This is a genomic window from Psychrobacillus sp. FSL K6-2365, assembly GCF_038003165.1.
In the GTDB taxonomy this organism is placed as follows: domain Bacteria; phylum Bacillota; class Bacilli; order Bacillales_A; family Planococcaceae; genus Psychrobacillus; species Psychrobacillus psychrodurans.
The window spans coordinates 1673300-1691719 of sequence record NZ_JBBOOO010000001.1; the positions used below are offsets into that span (position 1 = coordinate 1673300).

The window sequence follows — 18420 nt, forward strand, 5'->3', positions numbered from 1 at the left end:
ACTTGCACATTAGGGACAATTACTTGCGAAGTGGATTATTTTTCCAATGTCTCAACAAAGTGGAGATACAATTATTTCATTTACTTGCGTTCCGTTTTGAATACTTGCTCTCCTTGGCTATTTACTTGCGGGTGCAGTAGTTTTAATTGCTCATGAGGGACAATTACTTGCGAAGTGGATTATTTTTCCAAAGAATCAACTAAGTGAAGATATACAATTATTTCATTTACTTGCTCTCCGTGGCTGTTTACTTGCGGGTTCAGTAGTTTTACTTGCTCATGAGGGACATTTACTTGCTAAGTGGATTATTTTTCCAAAGAATCAACTAAGTGGAGGTATACAATTATTTCGATTACTTGCTTTTGCATGCTATTTACTTGCGTTCCGTTTTGAATACTTCCTCTCCGTGGCTGTTTACTTGCGGGTTCAGTAGTTTTACTTGCTCATGAGGGATAATTACTTGCGAAGTGGATTATTTTTCCAAAGAATCAACTAAGTGAAGGTATACAATTATTTCGATTACTTGCTTTTGCATGCTATTTACTTGCGTTCCGTTTTGAATACTTGCTCTCCGTGGCTGTTTACTTGCGGGTGCAGTAGTTTTAATTGCTCATGAGGGACAATTACTTGCGAAGTGGATTATTTTTCCAAAGAAACAACTAAGTGAAGATACAATTATTTCGTTTACTTGGTCTCCATGTCTACTTACTTGCATTAGGGTGACATTTACTTGCGAAACAGGGGTTTTTTTTCAGTTTAAAACATTCAAAATAGGCATCTCGCTGAGGTTTTTAAAAACTTTTGCGAGATGCCTATTTTTTGATTAAAAAAAAGAATATGTTCCCATACTTTAAATGACCACCCTCTGTCGAAAATCGACTAATAAGAGATGATTTCTTCTACTTTTGTCAAGCGCAAGGAGTTTTCAAGGAACATGTGGAATAGCGCTATCTAAGGAGGCGATTGTATGATTCATGAAGTAGAAAAAGTAGGAGACGAAATTATTATTATTCGATTAAAAGGTGAATTAGATCATCACAGTACAAATGATATCAGAAATGAGATAGTTCCAATGATAAAAAACGGGTCTATTAAAGTAATAGTTTGGAATTTGAAAGATTTGAATTTTATGGATAGCTCGGGGATAGGGTTAATTTTAGGCAGAATGAGAGAGCTTGCTCCGATAGATGGACAAACAATTATTGTAAATCCGTCACCAACAATGCGTAAAATTTTTCAGTTTGCAGGTTTAAGCCCTTATATCTATAGCGAATCCGAAATTGAAATAATGTCTAAGTTAGGGGGAATAGTTTATGGACAATGAGATCACATTATCTTTTATCGCTAAAAGTGAGAATGAGGCATTAGCTAGAATGGTTATGTCTAGTTTTATCGCAACGATTGATCCGACAATTGAAGAGTTATCTGAATTTAAAACAGTCATCTCCGAAGCTGTAACGAATGCTATCGTTCATGGTTATGAAGAAGATGGTATCGGAAAAATTGAATTGCATGCACAAAGAGTAGATAGAGAAATTATCGTTTCTATAGTAGATTATGGCCGTGGAATACGTGATGTAAATCAAGCTCGTGAACCACTATTTACGACAAAGCCTGAGCAGGAACGTTCGGGAATGGGCTTTACAATTATGGAAAGCTTTAGTGACGGAGTTGAGATTTACTCCATTCCTGATAGGGGGACGACTGTAACAATAACAAAGCAATTTGTACCAATCCAGGAATCTTGTAGGATCGTCTAATGATAAATAAAAAACCGTCTACTTTACTAACTCAAGAAAAAATGAGAGAGCTCATAGCACTATCACAGACTGGTGATAAATTAGCAAGGCAGCAAATGATTGAGGGTAATACTAGGCTTGTATGGTCTATTGTCCAAAGGTTTGCATCAAGAGGAGCAGATCTAGAGGATTTGTTTCAAATCGGCTGTATCGGCTTGATGAAATCGGTAGATAAATTTGATTTGTCCTATGAAGTGAAGTTTTCAACGTATGCGGTTCCTATGATTATAGGGGAGATTCAGCGGTTTTTAAGAGATGATGGAATGGTGAAAATCAGTCGCTCGATTCGGGAGTTAAATTTTAAAATTCGTCATGCTACGGATGACTTTTTAAAAACGTTTGAGCGTCAACCAACTATTTTGGAGCTTGCGCATATTTTAGAGGTTTCACGAGAAGAAATAGTAATGGCCACAGATGCTCTTCGTGATCCGGCATCGTTACAGGAGCAGCTTTATGAAAATGATAGCGGGGATGCACTAACGTTAATGGATCAAATGAAGGACGAGCGTTCCGAGAAACCATTTGAGCATATTCCGTTACGTGAGCTAGTAGAAAAACTGGAAAAACGAGAGCAAATGATTATCTATTTACGCTATTATCTTGATTGTACACAAAGTGACATTGCTGAACGATTAGGAATTTCCCAAGTACAAGTGTCGAGACTAGAGAAGAAAATATTAACTCAATTAAAAACCTGGCTAGTACCAGTAGGTCATACGAATACAAATGCAAAAGATAGGTGATTGAAACGAAACCTTTGTTTACTAGTAAGGATGAAGCAGAATTATATTTAAAAGAAAAGTTCGGTGAAAACGAGTCTTTTGATGTGGGAATTTTACATACCCATTTATATGAATTTCCTGTACTACTCGTATTTATTACTGGACTGATTGATGGCCTAGTAATTACACAATTATTAACGAACACCCAAATGAAAATTACAGATAAAACAATAAGCGAAAATGATATCATTGAGCATTATTTACCGTATTACTCTATTACGCAATATGATTCCAAGGAAAAATGGCTTGCTGCACTTTTGAGTGGACAAGTAACTTTTATATTAACAAATGGTTCAGTATATACAATAGATGTTCGTTCATACCCTGGAAGATCACCTGAAGAACCTGATAATGAGAAGGTTGTAAGAGGCTCAAGGGATGGATTTACAGAAAACATAATCCAAAACACAGCACTCATTAGAAGAAGGATTCGGGATACCAATTTGCGCTTTGAGCTACACCAAATTACGGAGTTAGGTCAAACTGATATTGCAATAACTTATATTAAAGATATTGCTAATGAAGATAATCTTACTCAAATTCGAGATCGATTAAAGCAAATAAAACATGATGGAATTACTATGACGGACAAAGCATTAGAGGAATGGCTATTTAAACAAGGTTTTCACCCTTTGCCTTTTGTACGATTTACAGAAAGGCCAGATATAGCAGCAGCGCATTTACTAGAAGGACATATAATAATAGTAGTAGATACATCTCCATCCGTAGTTATAGTACCTACGACCCTTTTTCACCACCTACAACATGCTGAGGAATACAGGCAAGCACCAGCAATTGGTACAGTGGTTAGGTGGATTCGATTTGTAGGGGTTCTTCTAAGTTTATTTCTTTTACCATTTTGGTATTTATTATCAGTACATCCAGAGTTTTTACCAAAGGCTCTTGAATTCATTGGACCGAAAGAATCCACTGAAATACCGCTGTTATTACAGCTTCTATTTGCAGATATTGGGATAGAATTTTTAAGGCTTGCTGCTATTCATACTCCTACTCCGCTTTCAACTGCGATGGGGATTATAGCTGCGTTAGTTATTGGACAAATGGCTGTTGATGTAGGAATTTTTGTGCCAGAGGTTATTTTATATACAGCTATAACAGCGATATTCACTTTTTCTATTCCCTCATATGAGCTTAGTATTACAACAAAAATATTTAGGACGATTATTCTGTTGAGTACTGCGTTATTTGGACCGAGTGGATTTTTTGTAGCTTCTTTAGCTTTGCTTTGGTACGTATGTTCTGTTAAACCTTTAAATGTGCCTTATTTATGGCCACTTCAACCTTTTTTTCCAAGGGCATTTATGCGTTTGATCATTAGGTTTCCAATGCCTGATGATGCGAAACGACCATTTATAACACGATCACCAGATCGTAAACGTTCATAATGTGCATTGCCATTTCCTTATCTATTGTGATAAAGTTTTAATAGATATAGGGAAAAGAGGCGAACTAAATGGTGCTAGTTTCACGGCATGCTGTAAACGAAAAAGGTCACTTAATGATTGGTGGAATAGATAGCTTAGAGCTTGCAAAAACATATGGAACACCATTGTTTGTGTACGATCTGTCTCTAATTAGAGAACGAGCACATGCATTCATCCAGACATTCCGAGATCAACATATATCGGCACAAGTTGCTTATGCGAGTAAAGCTTTTTCAAGTGTTGCAATGTATCAATTGATGAAACAAGAAAACTTATCATTAGATGTGGTATCTGCTGGAGAATTGTATACTGCGATTCAAGCAGGATATCCAGTAGAAAGAATTCATTTTCATGGAAATAATAAAAGTAAAGAAGAATTATTATTAGCTCTTGAGCATAATATTGGTTGTATAGTTGTCGATAATTTTTATGAAATAGAATTATTAAAGATACTTACTGAAAAAACCAAGAAAAAAGTTAATGTTTTGTTAAGGGTAACACCTGGTGTCGAAGCCCATACGCATGATTATATTACAACTGGTCAACAAGATTCTAAATTTGGGTTTGATCTGTTGAATGGACAAGCTGACCAAGCATTTCTGGATGTATATCAGGATAAATATATCCAGTTGCTTGGTTTGCATTGTCATATTGGCTCTCAAATATTTGACACGACTGGTTTTAAGGTGGCTGCTGAGAAGCTAATTACTAAAATGATAGAGTGGTATACGGATTATAACTTCTTATGCGGTGTATTAAATCTAGGCGGTGGCTTCGGTATAAAATATACAGATGAGGATGCTCCGCTTGAACCAGCTGTATATGTAAAAGAAATGATACAAATTGTAAAAGAGCTCGTGCATAATTCTTCTTTTAAAATGCCAGAAATTTGGATAGAACCGGGTAGATCATTAGTTGGTGATGCAGGAACTACGTTATATACTGTCGGATCTGAAAAAATTGTACCAAATGTTCGAAATTATTTAGCGGTTGATGGAGGTATGTCCGACAATATCAGACCTGCATTATACGGAGCTGAATATGACGCAGTTATTGCAAACAAAATGGACGAACAGTTAACAAATAATTATACAATTGCTGGTAAATGTTGTGAGTCTGGTGATAAGCTAATCGAAAATATACAATTACCTGTAGCTGAGCCAGGAGATATTCTAGCGATGTTCTGCACAGGCGCTTATGGTTATTCCATGGCTAGTAATTATAATCGTTTAACGAAACCAGCGGTTGTATTTGTAGAAAATGGTAAACATCAATTAGCTGTTAAAAGAGAGACGTTGGAAGACCTCATACATCTTGACCTTCCTTTAACAATGGAGAAGGAGTGAACAAGATGAAAAAGGCTAACGTAATGCTATTTCTAATGATTTTTATTGTTGGAATAGTATGGGGTGTCATATACTGGTTATTTATAGCACCAAATGCGAATTTGTAAAAATGGTAAGTTAAGGTGCGATAATACAGATATTTTAAGAAATTGGACTATGTTAAATTTAGTGTTGAGTATGATACGTTTATAGATTTACGAACTAAATTACATTTGTAAGTGTCTTAAATTAAAGTTGTATATTCGTATGTATAATATCAATAATGAATGAATAAACAAGCCAAGAAATTAAAAGAGGGTTTTAATTATGCTACTTCGCTATAAAAAAACATTTGAAAAAATTTCAATGGGGTTACTTTCCTTTATGCCTCATGAAAAAGACGTAAAAAAACTATTAGAAACAATTCATGAGTATGAGACAAATCCAGAGTGGCATTTGTTTCTTTGGAAGAAAGAGGACGACTTAGTAGGATTAATAGGAGTACGAATGGAAGGAACTGAAGCAGTAATTCAACATCTTTCAGTCAACCCTTCACATCGCGGTGAAGGTCTCGGTGAAAAAATGTTGGAAAAAATTCCAGCCGTTTTACAAACTAATTCCATAAAGCCATCTGAGGATGTAGAACCATTTTATACTAAATGCCAAACAAAAAAAGAAGAGGAATGACTTTAATTTTATAAGTCATCTCTCTTTTTTTTCTCTCTTTCTCGTTCCTCCAGTATTTCTGAACGATCTCGAAGCATATGTTTATGAATAAGAAAATGTATGTCCTCATTCGTTTCTAAATGGACGCGACTTACTTGCGTCTGTAGACTAGGATTAGTTATCTCAATAGTAAATCCTTGAAACTTTTGGCTACTAGTCATTAATTCGAGTGCATTTGTCATATTTTTTGTTAATTTTTGGAAATTTAGGTTTTCAAAGAAAGGAGAATTCTTCGTTATTTCCATTCTTTTAATACTTGTTCTCATCGTTTTAATAGCTCCCGTTAGATTTCCGCGACGCCAGTGATACATAGAAGTTGCTAACAAGATTAGAGCAGTTAACGCATGATTTTTATGCCTTGGAGAAACTTCCTTCCAATAGTCTTCCAATAACTCGTGACACTCAAAATAATCGAAGGTTTCATTGAAATGTTTTAGAAATGCGACAAAACTAGTATGAAATGTAGGGTGCAATACAATCACCTTTCCTCTATAATAATGTTAAAAACCGATAATAGGTGGAGTTTTATGACTTACGAAGTAAAAACAGAAGCGTTTGAAGGACCTCTAGATTTATTATTACATTTAATAAATCGTTTGGAAATAGATATATACGATATAAAAATGGCGGAAATCACAGAGCAGTACATGGAGCATGTTCACGCAATGCGTGTTCTAGAACTCAATGAAGCAAGTGAATACTTAGTAATGGCTGCAACTTTACTATCGATTAAAAGTAAAATGTTATTGCCAATTCACCAAGACGATGACATGGACGATGATTTCGATATGGATTTACAAGATCCAAGGGATGAACTTGTACTAAGATTAATAGAATATAAGAAGTATAAAGAAGCAGCAGAAAACTTGCATGAGATGGAGGAGACACGTTCACTCTATTATTCTAGGCCACCAACAGATTTAAGTGAATACCAAACCAGTAAACAATTAGAATTACTTGAATTAGACGCAAATGTGTACGATATGCTCGGTGCTTTTCAAAAAATGTTGCGAAGAAAACAAATAAATGCACCTCTTAATACACGAATAAGTAAACAAGAAATATCGATTAAAGCTCAGATGAAAAATGTTATTGAGGTTTTGAAAAAGGGAGGAGGGAAATTATCATTTTACGATTTATTCCCTACAAGAGATAAGACCTCGATCGTTACTACTTTTTTATCTCTACTTGAACTGATGAAACGTCAGATTATACATGTAGAACAAAAAAGTAATTTTGAAGATTTGTTTGTGCATTTGCGAAAGGAAGATATAGAAAGTGAATTCCAAGATGAAATTGATGAGTAATATAGAAAGTCTATTATTTGTAAGTGGAGAGGATGGTCTAACTAAAAAACAATTAGCTTTCCTAACTAGTTCGGCAGATGAGGAAATAGAAGCGATCCTCCAGGAAATGATACAGGAATATAAAACAAATCACACTAGGGGAATTGAGATAAAACAATTAGCAGGAACCTATCAATTAGTTACGAAGCAAGAAAATATAGATAGTATTCAGAGACTAGTAGAGAATCCAACAAATCAGTCATTGTCGCAGGCATCTCTTGAAGTTCTAGCAATTGTTGCATACAAGCAACCTATTACGAGAGTAGAGATTGAAGAAATTCGTGGGGTCAAATCAGAGCGACCAATTCATACTCTTTCTGCTAAAGGTCTAATACAAGAAATAGGCCGTGCAGAAGGGACAGGTCGGGCTATTTTATATGGAACGACAACTGAATTTCTTCAATACTTTGGGTTAAAAGATATTAAAGCACTTCCACCACTACCAGAAGATTTGTCTGTTGATGAAATGGAAGACACAGATTTATTTATGACGAAATTTCAAGAGACCTTTGAAGGGTAGAAATAATCGAATGAGGAGTATGATTCATTTTTAAAAAAATGGTATTTTTTCTGTTGCTTTTTCTTTTGTGGAATGTAAATGATGTGGAAGCCTCGTCCTCTTATGCTGTTATTGATGCAAATACAGGGAGATTATTAGAGGGTAGCAATGCAAATACAGAACTACCAATCGCAAGCCTCACTAAAGTTTGGACTGCTTTAACAGTGTTGGATAATGTGTCGCTCGATGACGAAATAACAATCTCAAATGCTGCTGCAACACAAGAAGGGTCATCTCTATACTTAAAGGCCGGTGAGGTTTGGACTGTCGAATCCTTATTGTATGGGTTGCTGTTACAATCAGGTAATGACGCTGCTTATGCACTTGCTGAGCATACAGGTGGATCTATGGAAGGCTTTACAAAATTGATGAACGAAAAAATACAGTTAGCTGGGTTAGAAAACTCTCATTTTACTAATCCATCGGGACTCCACCAGGATGAACACTATGCTTCTGCTTTAGATATGGCTAATATGTTCCGACTGGCGTTGCAGAACGACTCATATACTCAAATTGCATCAGCTAAAACTTATACTCCTAAAGAAAGATCCGTCACTTGGAGAAATAAACATAAATTATTGCACTTTAATAAGTCTGCGGTAGCTGGAAAAACCGGGTATACAAAAGTAGCAGGAAGAACACTAGTGACTTATTTTGAGGATAATGGGAAAAAAGTTATTGTAGTAACATTAAACCATTCGAATGATTGGAATACTCATTCTTCTCTTGCAGCAAATGTTTTTCGGACATACGATAATGTCAAGGTTGTGGAGAAAGGAAAATATCGTCTGTTAGATAAACAGATTATTGAAGTGAAAAAAGATTATTTCCTTTTACTTAAAAAAGAAGAAAAAGATGCGACTAAAAATGTATTGATGATTCCACGTAAATCATCAGAAAAAAAACCCTATCTTTGGAATGTTACGATTAATAATGAGATTGCATTAAAATTTAACGTAATGAAAATTAAATAGAATTATGGTGAAGACAGTTATTACAAAAGACTGTCTTCTTTTAATTTGTCCCAAAGTATGACATAATTCACTCATATGATTTGGATAGAATGGACGAGGTGAATGTGTTGGAAAGATTACAAAAAGTGCTCGCACATGCAGGTGTGGCATCTAGAAGAAAAGCGGAAGAAATGATTACACAAGGAAAAGTTAAAGTGAATGGAAAAGTAGTAACAGAACAAGGGTTAAAAGTGTCCGACAATGATGTAGTAGAAGTTGACGGGGTTAAATTAGAAAAAGAGCAAAAAGTATACTATTTACTTTATAAACCACGTGGAGTAATTTCGGCTGTTTCGGATGATAAAGGCAGAAAAACAGTAACAGATTTATTGCCACATGTGAAAGAGCGCTTATATCCTGTAGGAAGACTGGATTATGAAACATCAGGTTTGTTACTTCTTACTAATGATGGAGATTTTTCTTATGCCCTCACACACCCAAAATATAAAGTGGATAAAACATATGTAGCACGAGTAAAAGGTATCCCTTTAAAGGAACAGTTGCGACCACTGGAACGAGGAATTGTTTTAGAAGATGGTAAAACAGCTCCTGCTAGAGTAAAGCTACTATCTTCCGAGAGAAAAGCTGATAAATCGATTATAGAGATCACCATACATGAAGGAAAAAACAGACAAGTACGTAGAATGTTCGATGCAATAGGTTTTCCTGTTCAAAAGCTAAAAAGAGAACAATTTGGTTTCTTAACTCTTCACGGTTTAAATGCCGGGGAATGGAGAGAATTGACTACTCATGAAGTAAAACAAATGAGAGTGTTAGCAGAGACGGGGAAAATAGGAAAATAAAACCTATGTGTTCACAAAGCCTTCATAAGTAAGGCTCTTTTAATTTGTAAATTTTGTTATAATAATTCATGATTATGCTTGGAAATGGAGGTTAGCAAATTGGCACAGTCTAAGAAACGACGTTTTTATATGAGAACAGCTATATTAGCAGTACTCGTCGTAGCTATAGTTTTTACAGTTTACTCCAACTTAAATAAAGAGAAAAATGCTGTATTACAAGTAGGCGATAAAGCTCCAGATTTCGTATTAGTAGATATGGATGGAACTGAAAGGCGTTTGTCTGATTATAAAGGGCAAGGTGTGTTTCTGAACTTCTGGGGTACATGGTGTAAGCCTTGTGCTAAAGAAATGCCGGCCATGGACAACCAATACGGTGAATATGCTAATAAGGGTGTCCAAACACTGGCTATTAATATTGGTGAATCAGACCTTAAGGTAAATAGTTTTTCAAATCGATATGGTTTAACTTTTCCTATAGCAATTGATCGTAATAAAAGTGTAATGGAATCGTATAATATTGATCCGCTGCCAACTACTTTTTTGATCAATCCAGAAGGTAAGATTGAGAAAATTATTAAAGGCGAAATGACCGAAGAAGATATTGCGAATTTTATGGATCAAATTAAACCTTCATGAAGGAGTCTTAAAAATGGACAAGATAGTTTGTGCATGTGGAAACGTTAATCCAGCTGGTACAGAGTTATGTGAGAGCTGTGGTCGTCCATTAACTGAAGAGACAAAAGAGAAAAAAATTGTAGATATGCGCTATGAAGGATCTGCAAGACGGTCTCAAACGTATAATAAGACGATAATTGATAAAGTATGGAATTTCTTTTCCAGTGTAAAAGTAGGTATGTGGATAATCGTAGCGATTCTAATTGCAGCTGCAATTGGAACTATACTTCCACAAGTATTTTATGTGCCTGCAACAAATGAAACTGATATTGCTGCATATTATCAGAGAGTGTATGGTGGGTTTGGAACCCTGTATTATAAGCTTGGGTTATCGGACTTATACAGCTCATGGTGGTTTCAGGTATTAGTTGGTATGCTTGGTATTTCACTAGTAATAGCAAGTTTAGATAGAGTCATACCTCTTTATAAATCTTTGAAAAAACAAAAGACGAAGAGACATTTAAGTTTCTTGAAGAGACAACGTATTTTTGGCATGGGTAAATCGGATGTTACTGAGGAGTCATTACTGAAAGCGGAAGAAAAGCTTAAAGAGCTAAAATACAATATAAAACGTGAAGGTAATGCGATTTTAGCAGAACGAGGACGTTTTTCACGTTGGGGTCCGTACGTCAACCATTTAGGACTAATTATTTTCCTTTTTGGTGTAATGCTTCGTGCCCTTCCTGGTTTTTATGTAGATGAAACGATGTGGTTACGTGAAGGTGAAACGCTTTATGTACCTGAAACAGACGGTTATTTCTTAGAAAGTAAAGAATTCATCTATGAGACATACTCGAAAGAAGAATCTAAAGAAGTATACGGTGATGCTATTGATCGAGTAGGTACGATTGCAAAGAACTATCAAACAGACGTTTCCTTATATAAAGGACCAGAAGATTCTGTAGCAGGACATACAGAAGACTTGAAATTTGAAAAGGAAGCTTCTATTCAAGTAAATAAGCCAATTAAATTTGATAATTTCTCAGTGTTCCAAATGGACTTCCGCTTGGATGAATTAGCAACAATGACATTCCAATTACAGGATAAAGAGACACAGCAATCATTTGGAGAGTTTACAATTGATTTAGCAGATCCTCAACCTTTTTATGAATTAGATGAGGGATATAAGGTCGAGGTTATGGATTATTACGCTGATTTTACTGGATTTGAAGAAGGGGTTCCGCAATCTCAATCACCACTTCCAAACAATCCTGCCTTTTTGATAAAAATGTATAGTCCTGAATTCCCTAAAGGTGAAACTAGCTTTGTCATGATTAAAGAAACTGTAGAACCTCTAGGGGTAAACCAACATAAAATTGCTTTCCAAAGCGTGGAAACGAGAGATGTATCTGGTTTAACAGTTCGTAAAGATTTAACACTTCCACTTCTTGCGTTAGGTGGTCTTATATTTATGATAGGTGTAGCTCAAGGCTCTTACTGGAACCATCGTCGAATTTGGATTCAATTATCAGAAGATGGACAGACGGTTGTTGCTGCGCATACAAACAAAAATTGGTTAAGTGTTAAGAGAGATTTGGACAAGGTTACAGAAGTAGCTCATCTTCCAAAATATCTAGATCAGCAGGATATAGATTCTTTAGAAGAAAAAGTGGATAAAGAAGAAGGAGTTTAACAAAATGGATATGGCATCTCTAAGTAGTACCTTATTATTTATAGCTTTTGTAGCATATTTAGTTGCTACATTTTTATTTGGAGGAGCAGTGAAATCTTCAAATGCTGAAACCACCAAGTCCTTTGATAGATGGGGCAAATTAGCGATTACCGTTACTATTATAGGATTTATTGCTAATCTCGGCTATTTTATTACTAGATGGATTGCTGCTGGACATGCGCCTGTAAGTAACCTATTTGAGTTTACTGCTGCATTTGGAATGATGATTGTAGGAGCATTTATTCTAATTTACTTTATATATAAAGCTCCTGCTCTTGGATTGTTTGCATTACCAATAGCTTTACTAATCATTGCATATGCAAGTATGTTCCCAAAAGAAATTACTCCGCTAATACCTGCATTAAAAAGTTACTGGCTAACCATTCATGTAATTACTGCAGCAATGGGTGAGGCAATTTTAGCGATTAGTGCTGTAGCAGGATTTATTTATTTGTTGAAAAATATTGACTTGACAAAGAGATCCAAGGAACGTTTTTGGATTGAGGCAGTTATGTACGTTTTAGTCCTTGTAGTAGGTTTTGTTGTTGCTTCGCTATCGTTTTATTTAGTGAATTATAATGCAGAATACAACTATATAAGTAAAGATGAAACACAACATACAATTGTATACACAATGCCAGCCCTATTTGGTATGAATGAATCAGAAGCAATTACAGATGGAGCATTTGAACCACTTGTGGAAATGCCACCGCTAGTAAATGCAAAAAAATTAACTACAGTTGTTTGGTCTGTTTTATTTGGTACAGTAATTTATGTTTTACTTCGTTTAATATTACGTAAACGTATTTCTACTGTTTTACAACCACTTACGAAAAAGTCTAATTCTCAATTGATGGATGAAATCGGGTATCGTTCAGTATTAATCGGTTTCCCTGTGTTTACACTTGGAGCATTAATATTCGCCATGATATGGGCGCATGAAGCATGGTCACGTTTCTGGGGCTGGGATCCAAAAGAAGTATGGGCACTTATCACGTTCTTATTCTATGCAGTGTTCTTACACCTTCGTTTATCAAAAGGCTGGGAAGGTAAGAAATCGGCTTGGATTGCTCTAATTGGTTTCATCATAATTATGTTCAACTTGATTGCAGTAAATCTAATTTTAGCGGGATTACATTCTTACGCATAACAAAAGTGTAAGCGCCGACACCGTTCTTCTGCGACGAGCTTTGCGCAGGAGCAAAACGATCTTCTGCAACGAGCTTTGCGCAGGAGCAAGAGCTGGAAGGATTTCACGTAAAGGAGTCCTTTGCAGAGGGGGAGTCAGTCTAAGGTCATGACATCGTGTCACAACGACTGTCTGACCCGCATCGTGCGACCCTGAAATCCTGAAGCGACTCGAGGAGCTAGGCGATGGATCTAGAATAAAAGATAGAACTAGTGCACAGTTAGAAAGCTCTTTACTCTTTACTTAACGGGAGGAAGAGCTTTTCTTTCATTTTGGATACAGTAATTGTACAATATAAAGTAGATGTTGATAGAAAGGTTTGATAAAACTATGTCTGAAACAATTAAACTTCTAGTAGTTGAGGATGAAGAACGCATTCGTCGTCTTTTAAAAATGTATTTAGAACGAGAAGGATATGAAGTAGAAGAAGCTGAAAATGGGGAAGTCGCATTACAGCTTGCATTAGAATTTGAGTATAATTGCATCCTATTAGATATAATGATGCCTGAAAAAGATGGCATAGAAGTGATGACAGAGCTACGTATGCATAAAGAAACACCTATCATATTATTGACAGCTAAAGGTGAAGAAGCAAACCGTGTGGAAGGTTTTGAACTTGGAGCTGACGATTATATTGTAAAACCGTTTAGCCCAAGAGAAGTAGTATTACGTGTAAAAGCTCTCTTGAAACGCTCTACTGCTTTTGCACCTTCTCAAGGAACATCTATTTCAAAAGAAATAGTAGTCTTTCCGCATCTAACGATAGATCATGATGCGCATAGAGTTACTGCGGATGGGGTAGAAGTAGGTTTAACTCCTAAAGAATATGAACTACTATATTTCTTAGCGAAAGCACCAGATAAAGTATTTGATCGTGAGCAATTACTAAAAGAAGTTTGGCATTATGATTTCTTTGGGGATTTGAGAACAGTTGATACTCATGTAAAACGGTTGCGTGAAAAGCTAAATAGAGTTTCTGAAAAGTCTGCTAAAATGATTGTGACTGTATGGGGTGTCGGATATAAATTCGAGGTCATAAATGAATAGAATTTGGAATAGTGTTGTCGGGAAGCTATGGGGAACCATACTGCTTCTCGTCTTATTTGTGTTATTTATTGTAACCGTTTTATTACTTGAATTTCTAGGTGATTTTCATACAGAGCAGGCGGAGGAGTCACTCCGTAAAGAGGCAGTTACTATCGGTAAAATTGTTGAGCAGCATGACAATGTAGAAGATTCGTTTAAAATTATACAAGATATTTTAGGTACAGAAACTAATACTTTAATTGTACGCAATGCAGAATCCGTTTTTTTATCAGTCCATGAAGGGCTTAACAAGGATGTAGTACAGAAAAAAATATTGGATAATAAGGAATTATCTAAAATATACACTTCTGATGAGCCAATTGTGAAGAAAATGCTAATGCCCGCTATGAATAGTGAGGATCGGATGGAAGATTATATTATTTTAGCTGCCCCTTTAGAATCCAATAAAAACATTCATGGTGCTGTATTTATTTATCAAAGTTTGGAAGTTGTTAGTAAGACGACAAATAGTACTACGAAAATTGTTTTCTTATCTGGGTTTATTGCGTTACTTTTAACTACTATGTTTACTTTTTTCTTAACCTCTCGTATTACTTTACCACTTAGGTCTATGAGGGAAGCGGCGATTCAATTAGCTAAAGGTAACTTTGAAACAAAAGTTCCGTATCTGCAAAAGGATGAAATTGGAGAACTAGGAATCGCTTTTAACCAAATGGGGAAACAATTGAAACATCATGTAGAAGTGATTAACCAAGAAAAGGAACAACTGGCGAGTATACTAACATCCATGACGGATGCGGTTATTACATTTGATACTAAATTTGAAGTTCAAGTTAGTAACCCACAGGCAGATATCCTTCTCAACAAATGGTATGCAAATGCAGAGACGTTAGATGATTCTAAGCTACCTGCTGAACTTCATCATCTTTTAGAGTACGTCTTTGATGTTCAAGAGGAGTTTGACGAAAAATTAGAGATTAAAGGCTCCTATTTTGCTGCATCTATTAGTCTTTTATACACTAGTGGTAATGTTGTGCGTGGTGCAGTAATAGTACTTCGTGATATGACTGAACAGCATCGTTTAGATAAAATGAGGTCAGACTTTATCGCAAATGTTTCGCACGAGCTTAGAACGCCTATTTCGATGTTGCAAGGCTATTCAGAAGCAATAATAGATAATGTCGTTACAACAGAAGAGGATAAGAATGAAATGATCCGTATTATATACGATGAGTCTAAGCGAATGGGTAGACTAGTAACTGAATTGTTAGATTTAGCCCGCCTAGAGTCAGGTTATCTAAGTATATATAAAGAAAAGGTTTCTGTTGTCCCGACAATTGAACGAATAACACAAAAATTTGATCAAGTTGCCAAAGAAAATAATATTAGACTTTCTTTTAAACATAATATAAATGAAAATTTATCGATGGAAATTGATGAAGATCGTATGGAACAAGTGTTAACCAATTTAATCGATAATGCCCTTAGGCATACAAAAGAGAATGGTTCTGTCACCGTCCAATTAAGTAAGTCAGATACACAATTTGTTATAAAGGTAGTCGACACTGGATATGGCATTCCAAAAGAAGATCTTCCGTATGTATTCGAACGTTTTTATAAAGCTGATAAGGCCAGAACTAGAGGGAAAAGTGGCACTGGTTTAGGTTTGGCAATTGCGAAAAACATTGTCGAAAGACATGATGGTGTGCTAACTGCAGAAAGTGAAATTGGAGTAGGTACATCCTTTATTATTAACTTGCCTATAAAGTGATTCTACAAACTGTGAAGATTACCTTCACATCCCGATGAGTGAAAATGGACTCTTGTATATAACGCTGTGTCTTGATTCGGACCGCAATACCTGAGTAAACAGCATCCTGATGGTCCGTGTCTCGCAGGAACCGTGTAACAGAGACAGACCCATCTGTCGTAGCGTTTTGAACTATGTTCTACGTTGCGCTTATATAGGCAGTTATTCTCCCATCTTATCTTCTAATTGGGAGTCGTATTGTCTATTAATGTGGGATAAAAGGCGTGTAACAAATTTGTACTTGAAACGACTAATTGAAAGAACGGGGGGAGCCTATGAATGACTCCGTTTTCCACCGCTTGTATGATACCTATCATCAAGACGTTTTTCAGTTTCTCATATATTTGGTGAAAAATAGACAAACTGCAGAAGACTTGGTTCAAGAAGTATATGTACGAGTGCTTAAAGCTTATAGCAGCTTTGAGGGAAAAAGCTCAGAAAAGACATGGCTATTTTCAATAGCCAAAAATATTGCAATTGACCATTTTAGAAAACAAACCGTCAGAAAAAAGAGGTTATTTGACTCATTTGACTGGGAAAAGATGCAACTTGCATCTTCCGAAATGTTACCGGAAGATTTAGTACAGCTTAATGATGAGATGAGAACATTATTAATTGCATTGGATGATTGTACGGGAGATCAGAAAATGGTTATTATTATGCGATATTTCCAGGAACTTTCGATTGCGGAAACATCGGAAATTCTAAATTGGTCGGAAGGGAAAGTGAAGACAACGCAACATCGTGCAATAAAAGCACTTCGTGAACGATTATCTGATAAGCAAAAGGAGGCAGATGTTCATCATGAGTGAGAAAAAGACAGAAGATCGTGTATTAGATGAGCTATTAAATAACATGCCGAAGTTTACAGATAAACGCTCGAAAGATGAAATGTATAAACTGGTAAAATCCAAAATAGAAATTCAGGAGAGGCCTGAGAAACGTAATCGACTAGAGGTTTCAATGAACAAATGGCTACCTTTTATCATTTCCGTAGCTTCTGTCCTTATATTAACAGTTCTCGTCTCTTCCTTTATAAATAAGAATGAGAGTTCCACAGCTGATAAAGCCCAAGAGTCATCAATGGAAAAAGATCATATGAGAACGATGGACGTACCAGAAGAAGCATCAATGGCTACTGAAGAAGACAAGTCTAGCGATATGTCGACTATGTCTGGAAAAATAGTATCTTCGTATGAATTAGTTCCTTTCGACAGTCTATTTACCTCTGTTTACGAAAACGATTTAAATGGAGGAACAGTATTTCATTTTTCTTTATTAGAAAATGCTCTCTCTATTCCAATAACGATTGTAATTCCTAAAGAACAAATAGATATGGATTTTCCAAATAAGACACCAAATAGCTTGGAGTTATATGAAAGATACGCATTTGGGATTGATGAGATTTCCCTTGGATTCCAAGAATACCATCCTTACAAAGGTTACTTTTTGACAGAAGGTAAAATGTTAAAGCACTACTTACCAGTAGATCATGGTTACGATGCTGCTCCTGGAGCAATGGCGCCGTATCTAGCTTCTATCAATGAAATTTTCACTGATTTTGATTCCTTTTTAAGGGTCAATGAAGATGGTTCGCCGATTGACTGGGATCAAGTCGGTACGCTAGATGAACCTGTTGAGCTAAAAGGTACAGAGAAAAAGGTAAATTACTTTGCATATATTGGTTCAAATGGAGAGACATATTTAGCACCAAATTTTAATAAAACATTCGCTACATTATCGGAAGCATTGATGGATATGAGAGATCCTGGAAATGATATTTACACTTCTGTTATACCAAATAATGTGGCCTACACAATAAGAGAGGATAAAGGTTTAGTAATACGCTTCGATAAACCTTTAAACCTGGAATCTTTAGATGTAAGTGAGGCATCTCGATTATTAGAAGCTTTTTCCCTAACTGCCGCAAGCTTTAATCAATCCATCCAATTAGAAAATGTTGTACAAGATAGTTGGGATGGAATTAATTTAAGCAGCTCACTTCCTGTTCCAATCGGACCGAATGGTTTTACTTTGCGAACCAACTAAATAACGTCAACTGCCAATGCTTATCAACTAAAGCTTGGCAGTTTTTTTGTATCTGGGTACGCGATAGCCTATAAAGTTGTGGAAATAGCCCATAAACAATCAATCTAGGAATAATAACGAGATGAAAGCCCATAAGATTTTAAATATAGCCCTTAATTAAATCAAAAAAGCCCGTAAATT

Annotated in this window: 18 protein-coding genes; 17 read left to right on the forward strand and 1 reads right to left on the reverse strand. The window is 35.8% G+C overall.

Translation table 11 applies throughout. From position 1 onward, the window contains the following. Positions 1 to 967: 967 nt before the first annotated feature. From MKY29_RS07975 to MKY29_RS08000, 6 genes are all read left to right on the forward strand, one after another. A complete protein-coding gene (locus tag MKY29_RS07975) occupies positions 968 to 1324 on the forward strand; it encodes an STAS domain-containing protein (protein ID WP_090561861.1) in 357 nt (118 codons plus the stop codon). Then, complete coding sequence (gene spoIIAB, locus MKY29_RS07980) at positions 1314 to 1760, forward strand: anti-sigma F factor (protein WP_090561859.1); 447 nt, start codon at positions 1314 to 1316, stop codon at positions 1758 to 1760. Before MKY29_RS07975 ends, spoIIAB begins: the two co-directional genes overlap by 11 nt. Then, positions 1760 to 2542, forward strand: a complete 783-nt coding sequence (locus MKY29_RS07985) for a SigF/SigG family RNA polymerase sporulation sigma factor (RefSeq protein WP_090561857.1) — start codon at positions 1760 to 1762, stop codon at positions 2540 to 2542. The genes spoIIAB and MKY29_RS07985 overlap by 1 nt, the downstream gene beginning before the upstream one ends. Then, complete coding sequence (locus tag MKY29_RS07990) at positions 2542 to 3987, forward strand: spore germination protein (RefSeq protein ID WP_093494856.1); 1446 nt, start codon at positions 2542 to 2544, stop codon at positions 3985 to 3987. The genes MKY29_RS07985 and MKY29_RS07990 overlap by 1 nt, the downstream gene beginning before the upstream one ends. A 68-nt stretch (positions 3988 to 4055) precedes the next feature. Next, positions 4056 to 5372, forward strand: a complete 1317-nt coding sequence (gene lysA, locus MKY29_RS07995) for a diaminopimelate decarboxylase (RefSeq protein ID WP_340879459.1) — start codon at positions 4056 to 4058, stop codon at positions 5370 to 5372. A gap of 306 nt (positions 5373 to 5678) precedes the next feature. Beyond that, positions 5679 to 6038 (forward strand): GNAT family N-acetyltransferase, encoded by a 360-nt coding sequence (locus MKY29_RS08000; RefSeq protein ID WP_340879460.1) that lies wholly within the window; start codon positions 5679 to 5681, stop codon positions 6036 to 6038. Positions 6039 to 6046: 8 nt separating this feature from the next. Here the strand turns inward: MKY29_RS08000 and MKY29_RS08005 are convergent, their stop codons facing one another. Continuing rightward, on the reverse strand, positions 6047 to 6550 hold the full coding sequence (locus MKY29_RS08005; RefSeq protein ID WP_241598788.1) for a DUF309 domain-containing protein: 504 nt from the start codon (positions 6548 to 6550) through the stop codon (positions 6047 to 6049). 54 nt (positions 6551 to 6604) lie between these two features. Between MKY29_RS08005 and MKY29_RS08010 the strand changes: the two genes are divergently transcribed. The 11 genes from MKY29_RS08010 (at position 6605) to MKY29_RS08060 (ending at position 18240) form a co-directional block, all read left to right on the forward strand. Beyond that, positions 6605 to 7384, forward strand: coding sequence for a segregation/condensation protein A (locus MKY29_RS08010; protein WP_093494628.1), 780 nt, complete (start codon positions 6605 to 6607; stop codon positions 7382 to 7384). After that, a complete protein-coding gene (scpB, locus tag MKY29_RS08015; protein ID WP_093494857.1) occupies positions 7377 to 7943 on the forward strand; it encodes an SMC-Scp complex subunit ScpB in 567 nt (188 codons plus the stop codon). The genes MKY29_RS08010 and scpB overlap by 8 nt, the downstream gene beginning before the upstream one ends. Positions 7944 to 8008: 65 nt before the next feature. Further along, complete coding sequence (locus MKY29_RS08020) at positions 8009 to 8956, forward strand: D-alanyl-D-alanine carboxypeptidase family protein (protein WP_340879461.1); 948 nt, start codon at positions 8009 to 8011, stop codon at positions 8954 to 8956. Between the two features lie 107 nt (positions 8957 to 9063). After that, on the forward strand, positions 9064 to 9798 hold the full coding sequence (locus MKY29_RS08025) for a pseudouridine synthase (RefSeq protein WP_090561843.1): 735 nt from the start codon (positions 9064 to 9066) through the stop codon (positions 9796 to 9798). Between the two features lie 99 nt (positions 9799 to 9897). Then, positions 9898 to 10434 carry a thiol-disulfide oxidoreductase ResA gene (gene resA, locus MKY29_RS08030; RefSeq protein ID WP_241598791.1) on the forward strand — a complete coding sequence of 179 codons (537 nt, stop codon included), beginning with the start codon at positions 9898 to 9900 and terminating at the stop codon, positions 10432 to 10434. A gap of 13 nt (positions 10435 to 10447) precedes the next feature. After that, a complete protein-coding gene (gene resB / locus MKY29_RS08035) occupies positions 10448 to 12106 on the forward strand; it encodes a cytochrome c biogenesis protein ResB (protein ID WP_241598792.1) in 1659 nt (552 codons plus the stop codon). Positions 12107 to 12110: 4 nt separating this feature from the next. Continuing rightward, positions 12111 to 13295, forward strand: a complete 1185-nt coding sequence (gene ccsB / locus MKY29_RS08040; RefSeq protein WP_276517599.1) for a c-type cytochrome biogenesis protein CcsB — start codon at positions 12111 to 12113, stop codon at positions 13293 to 13295. A 369-nt stretch (positions 13296 to 13664) separates the two neighbouring features. Beyond that, complete coding sequence (locus MKY29_RS08045; protein WP_093494632.1) at positions 13665 to 14381, forward strand: response regulator transcription factor; 717 nt, start codon at positions 13665 to 13667, stop codon at positions 14379 to 14381. Further along, positions 14374 to 16152: an ATP-binding protein gene (locus MKY29_RS08050; protein ID WP_340879462.1), complete on the forward strand. Its 1779-nt coding sequence runs from the start codon at positions 14374 to 14376 to the stop codon at positions 16150 to 16152. Before MKY29_RS08045 ends, MKY29_RS08050 begins: the two co-directional genes overlap by 8 nt. A 314-nt stretch (positions 16153 to 16466) precedes the next feature. Next, positions 16467 to 17003, forward strand: coding sequence for an RNA polymerase sigma factor SigX (sigX, locus tag MKY29_RS08055; protein WP_093494634.1), 537 nt, complete (start codon positions 16467 to 16469; stop codon positions 17001 to 17003). Further along, on the forward strand, positions 16996 to 18240 hold the full coding sequence (locus tag MKY29_RS08060) for a hypothetical protein (protein WP_340879463.1): 1245 nt from the start codon (positions 16996 to 16998) through the stop codon (positions 18238 to 18240). Before sigX ends, MKY29_RS08060 begins: the two co-directional genes overlap by 8 nt. Positions 18241 to 18420 lie beyond the last annotated feature (180 nt).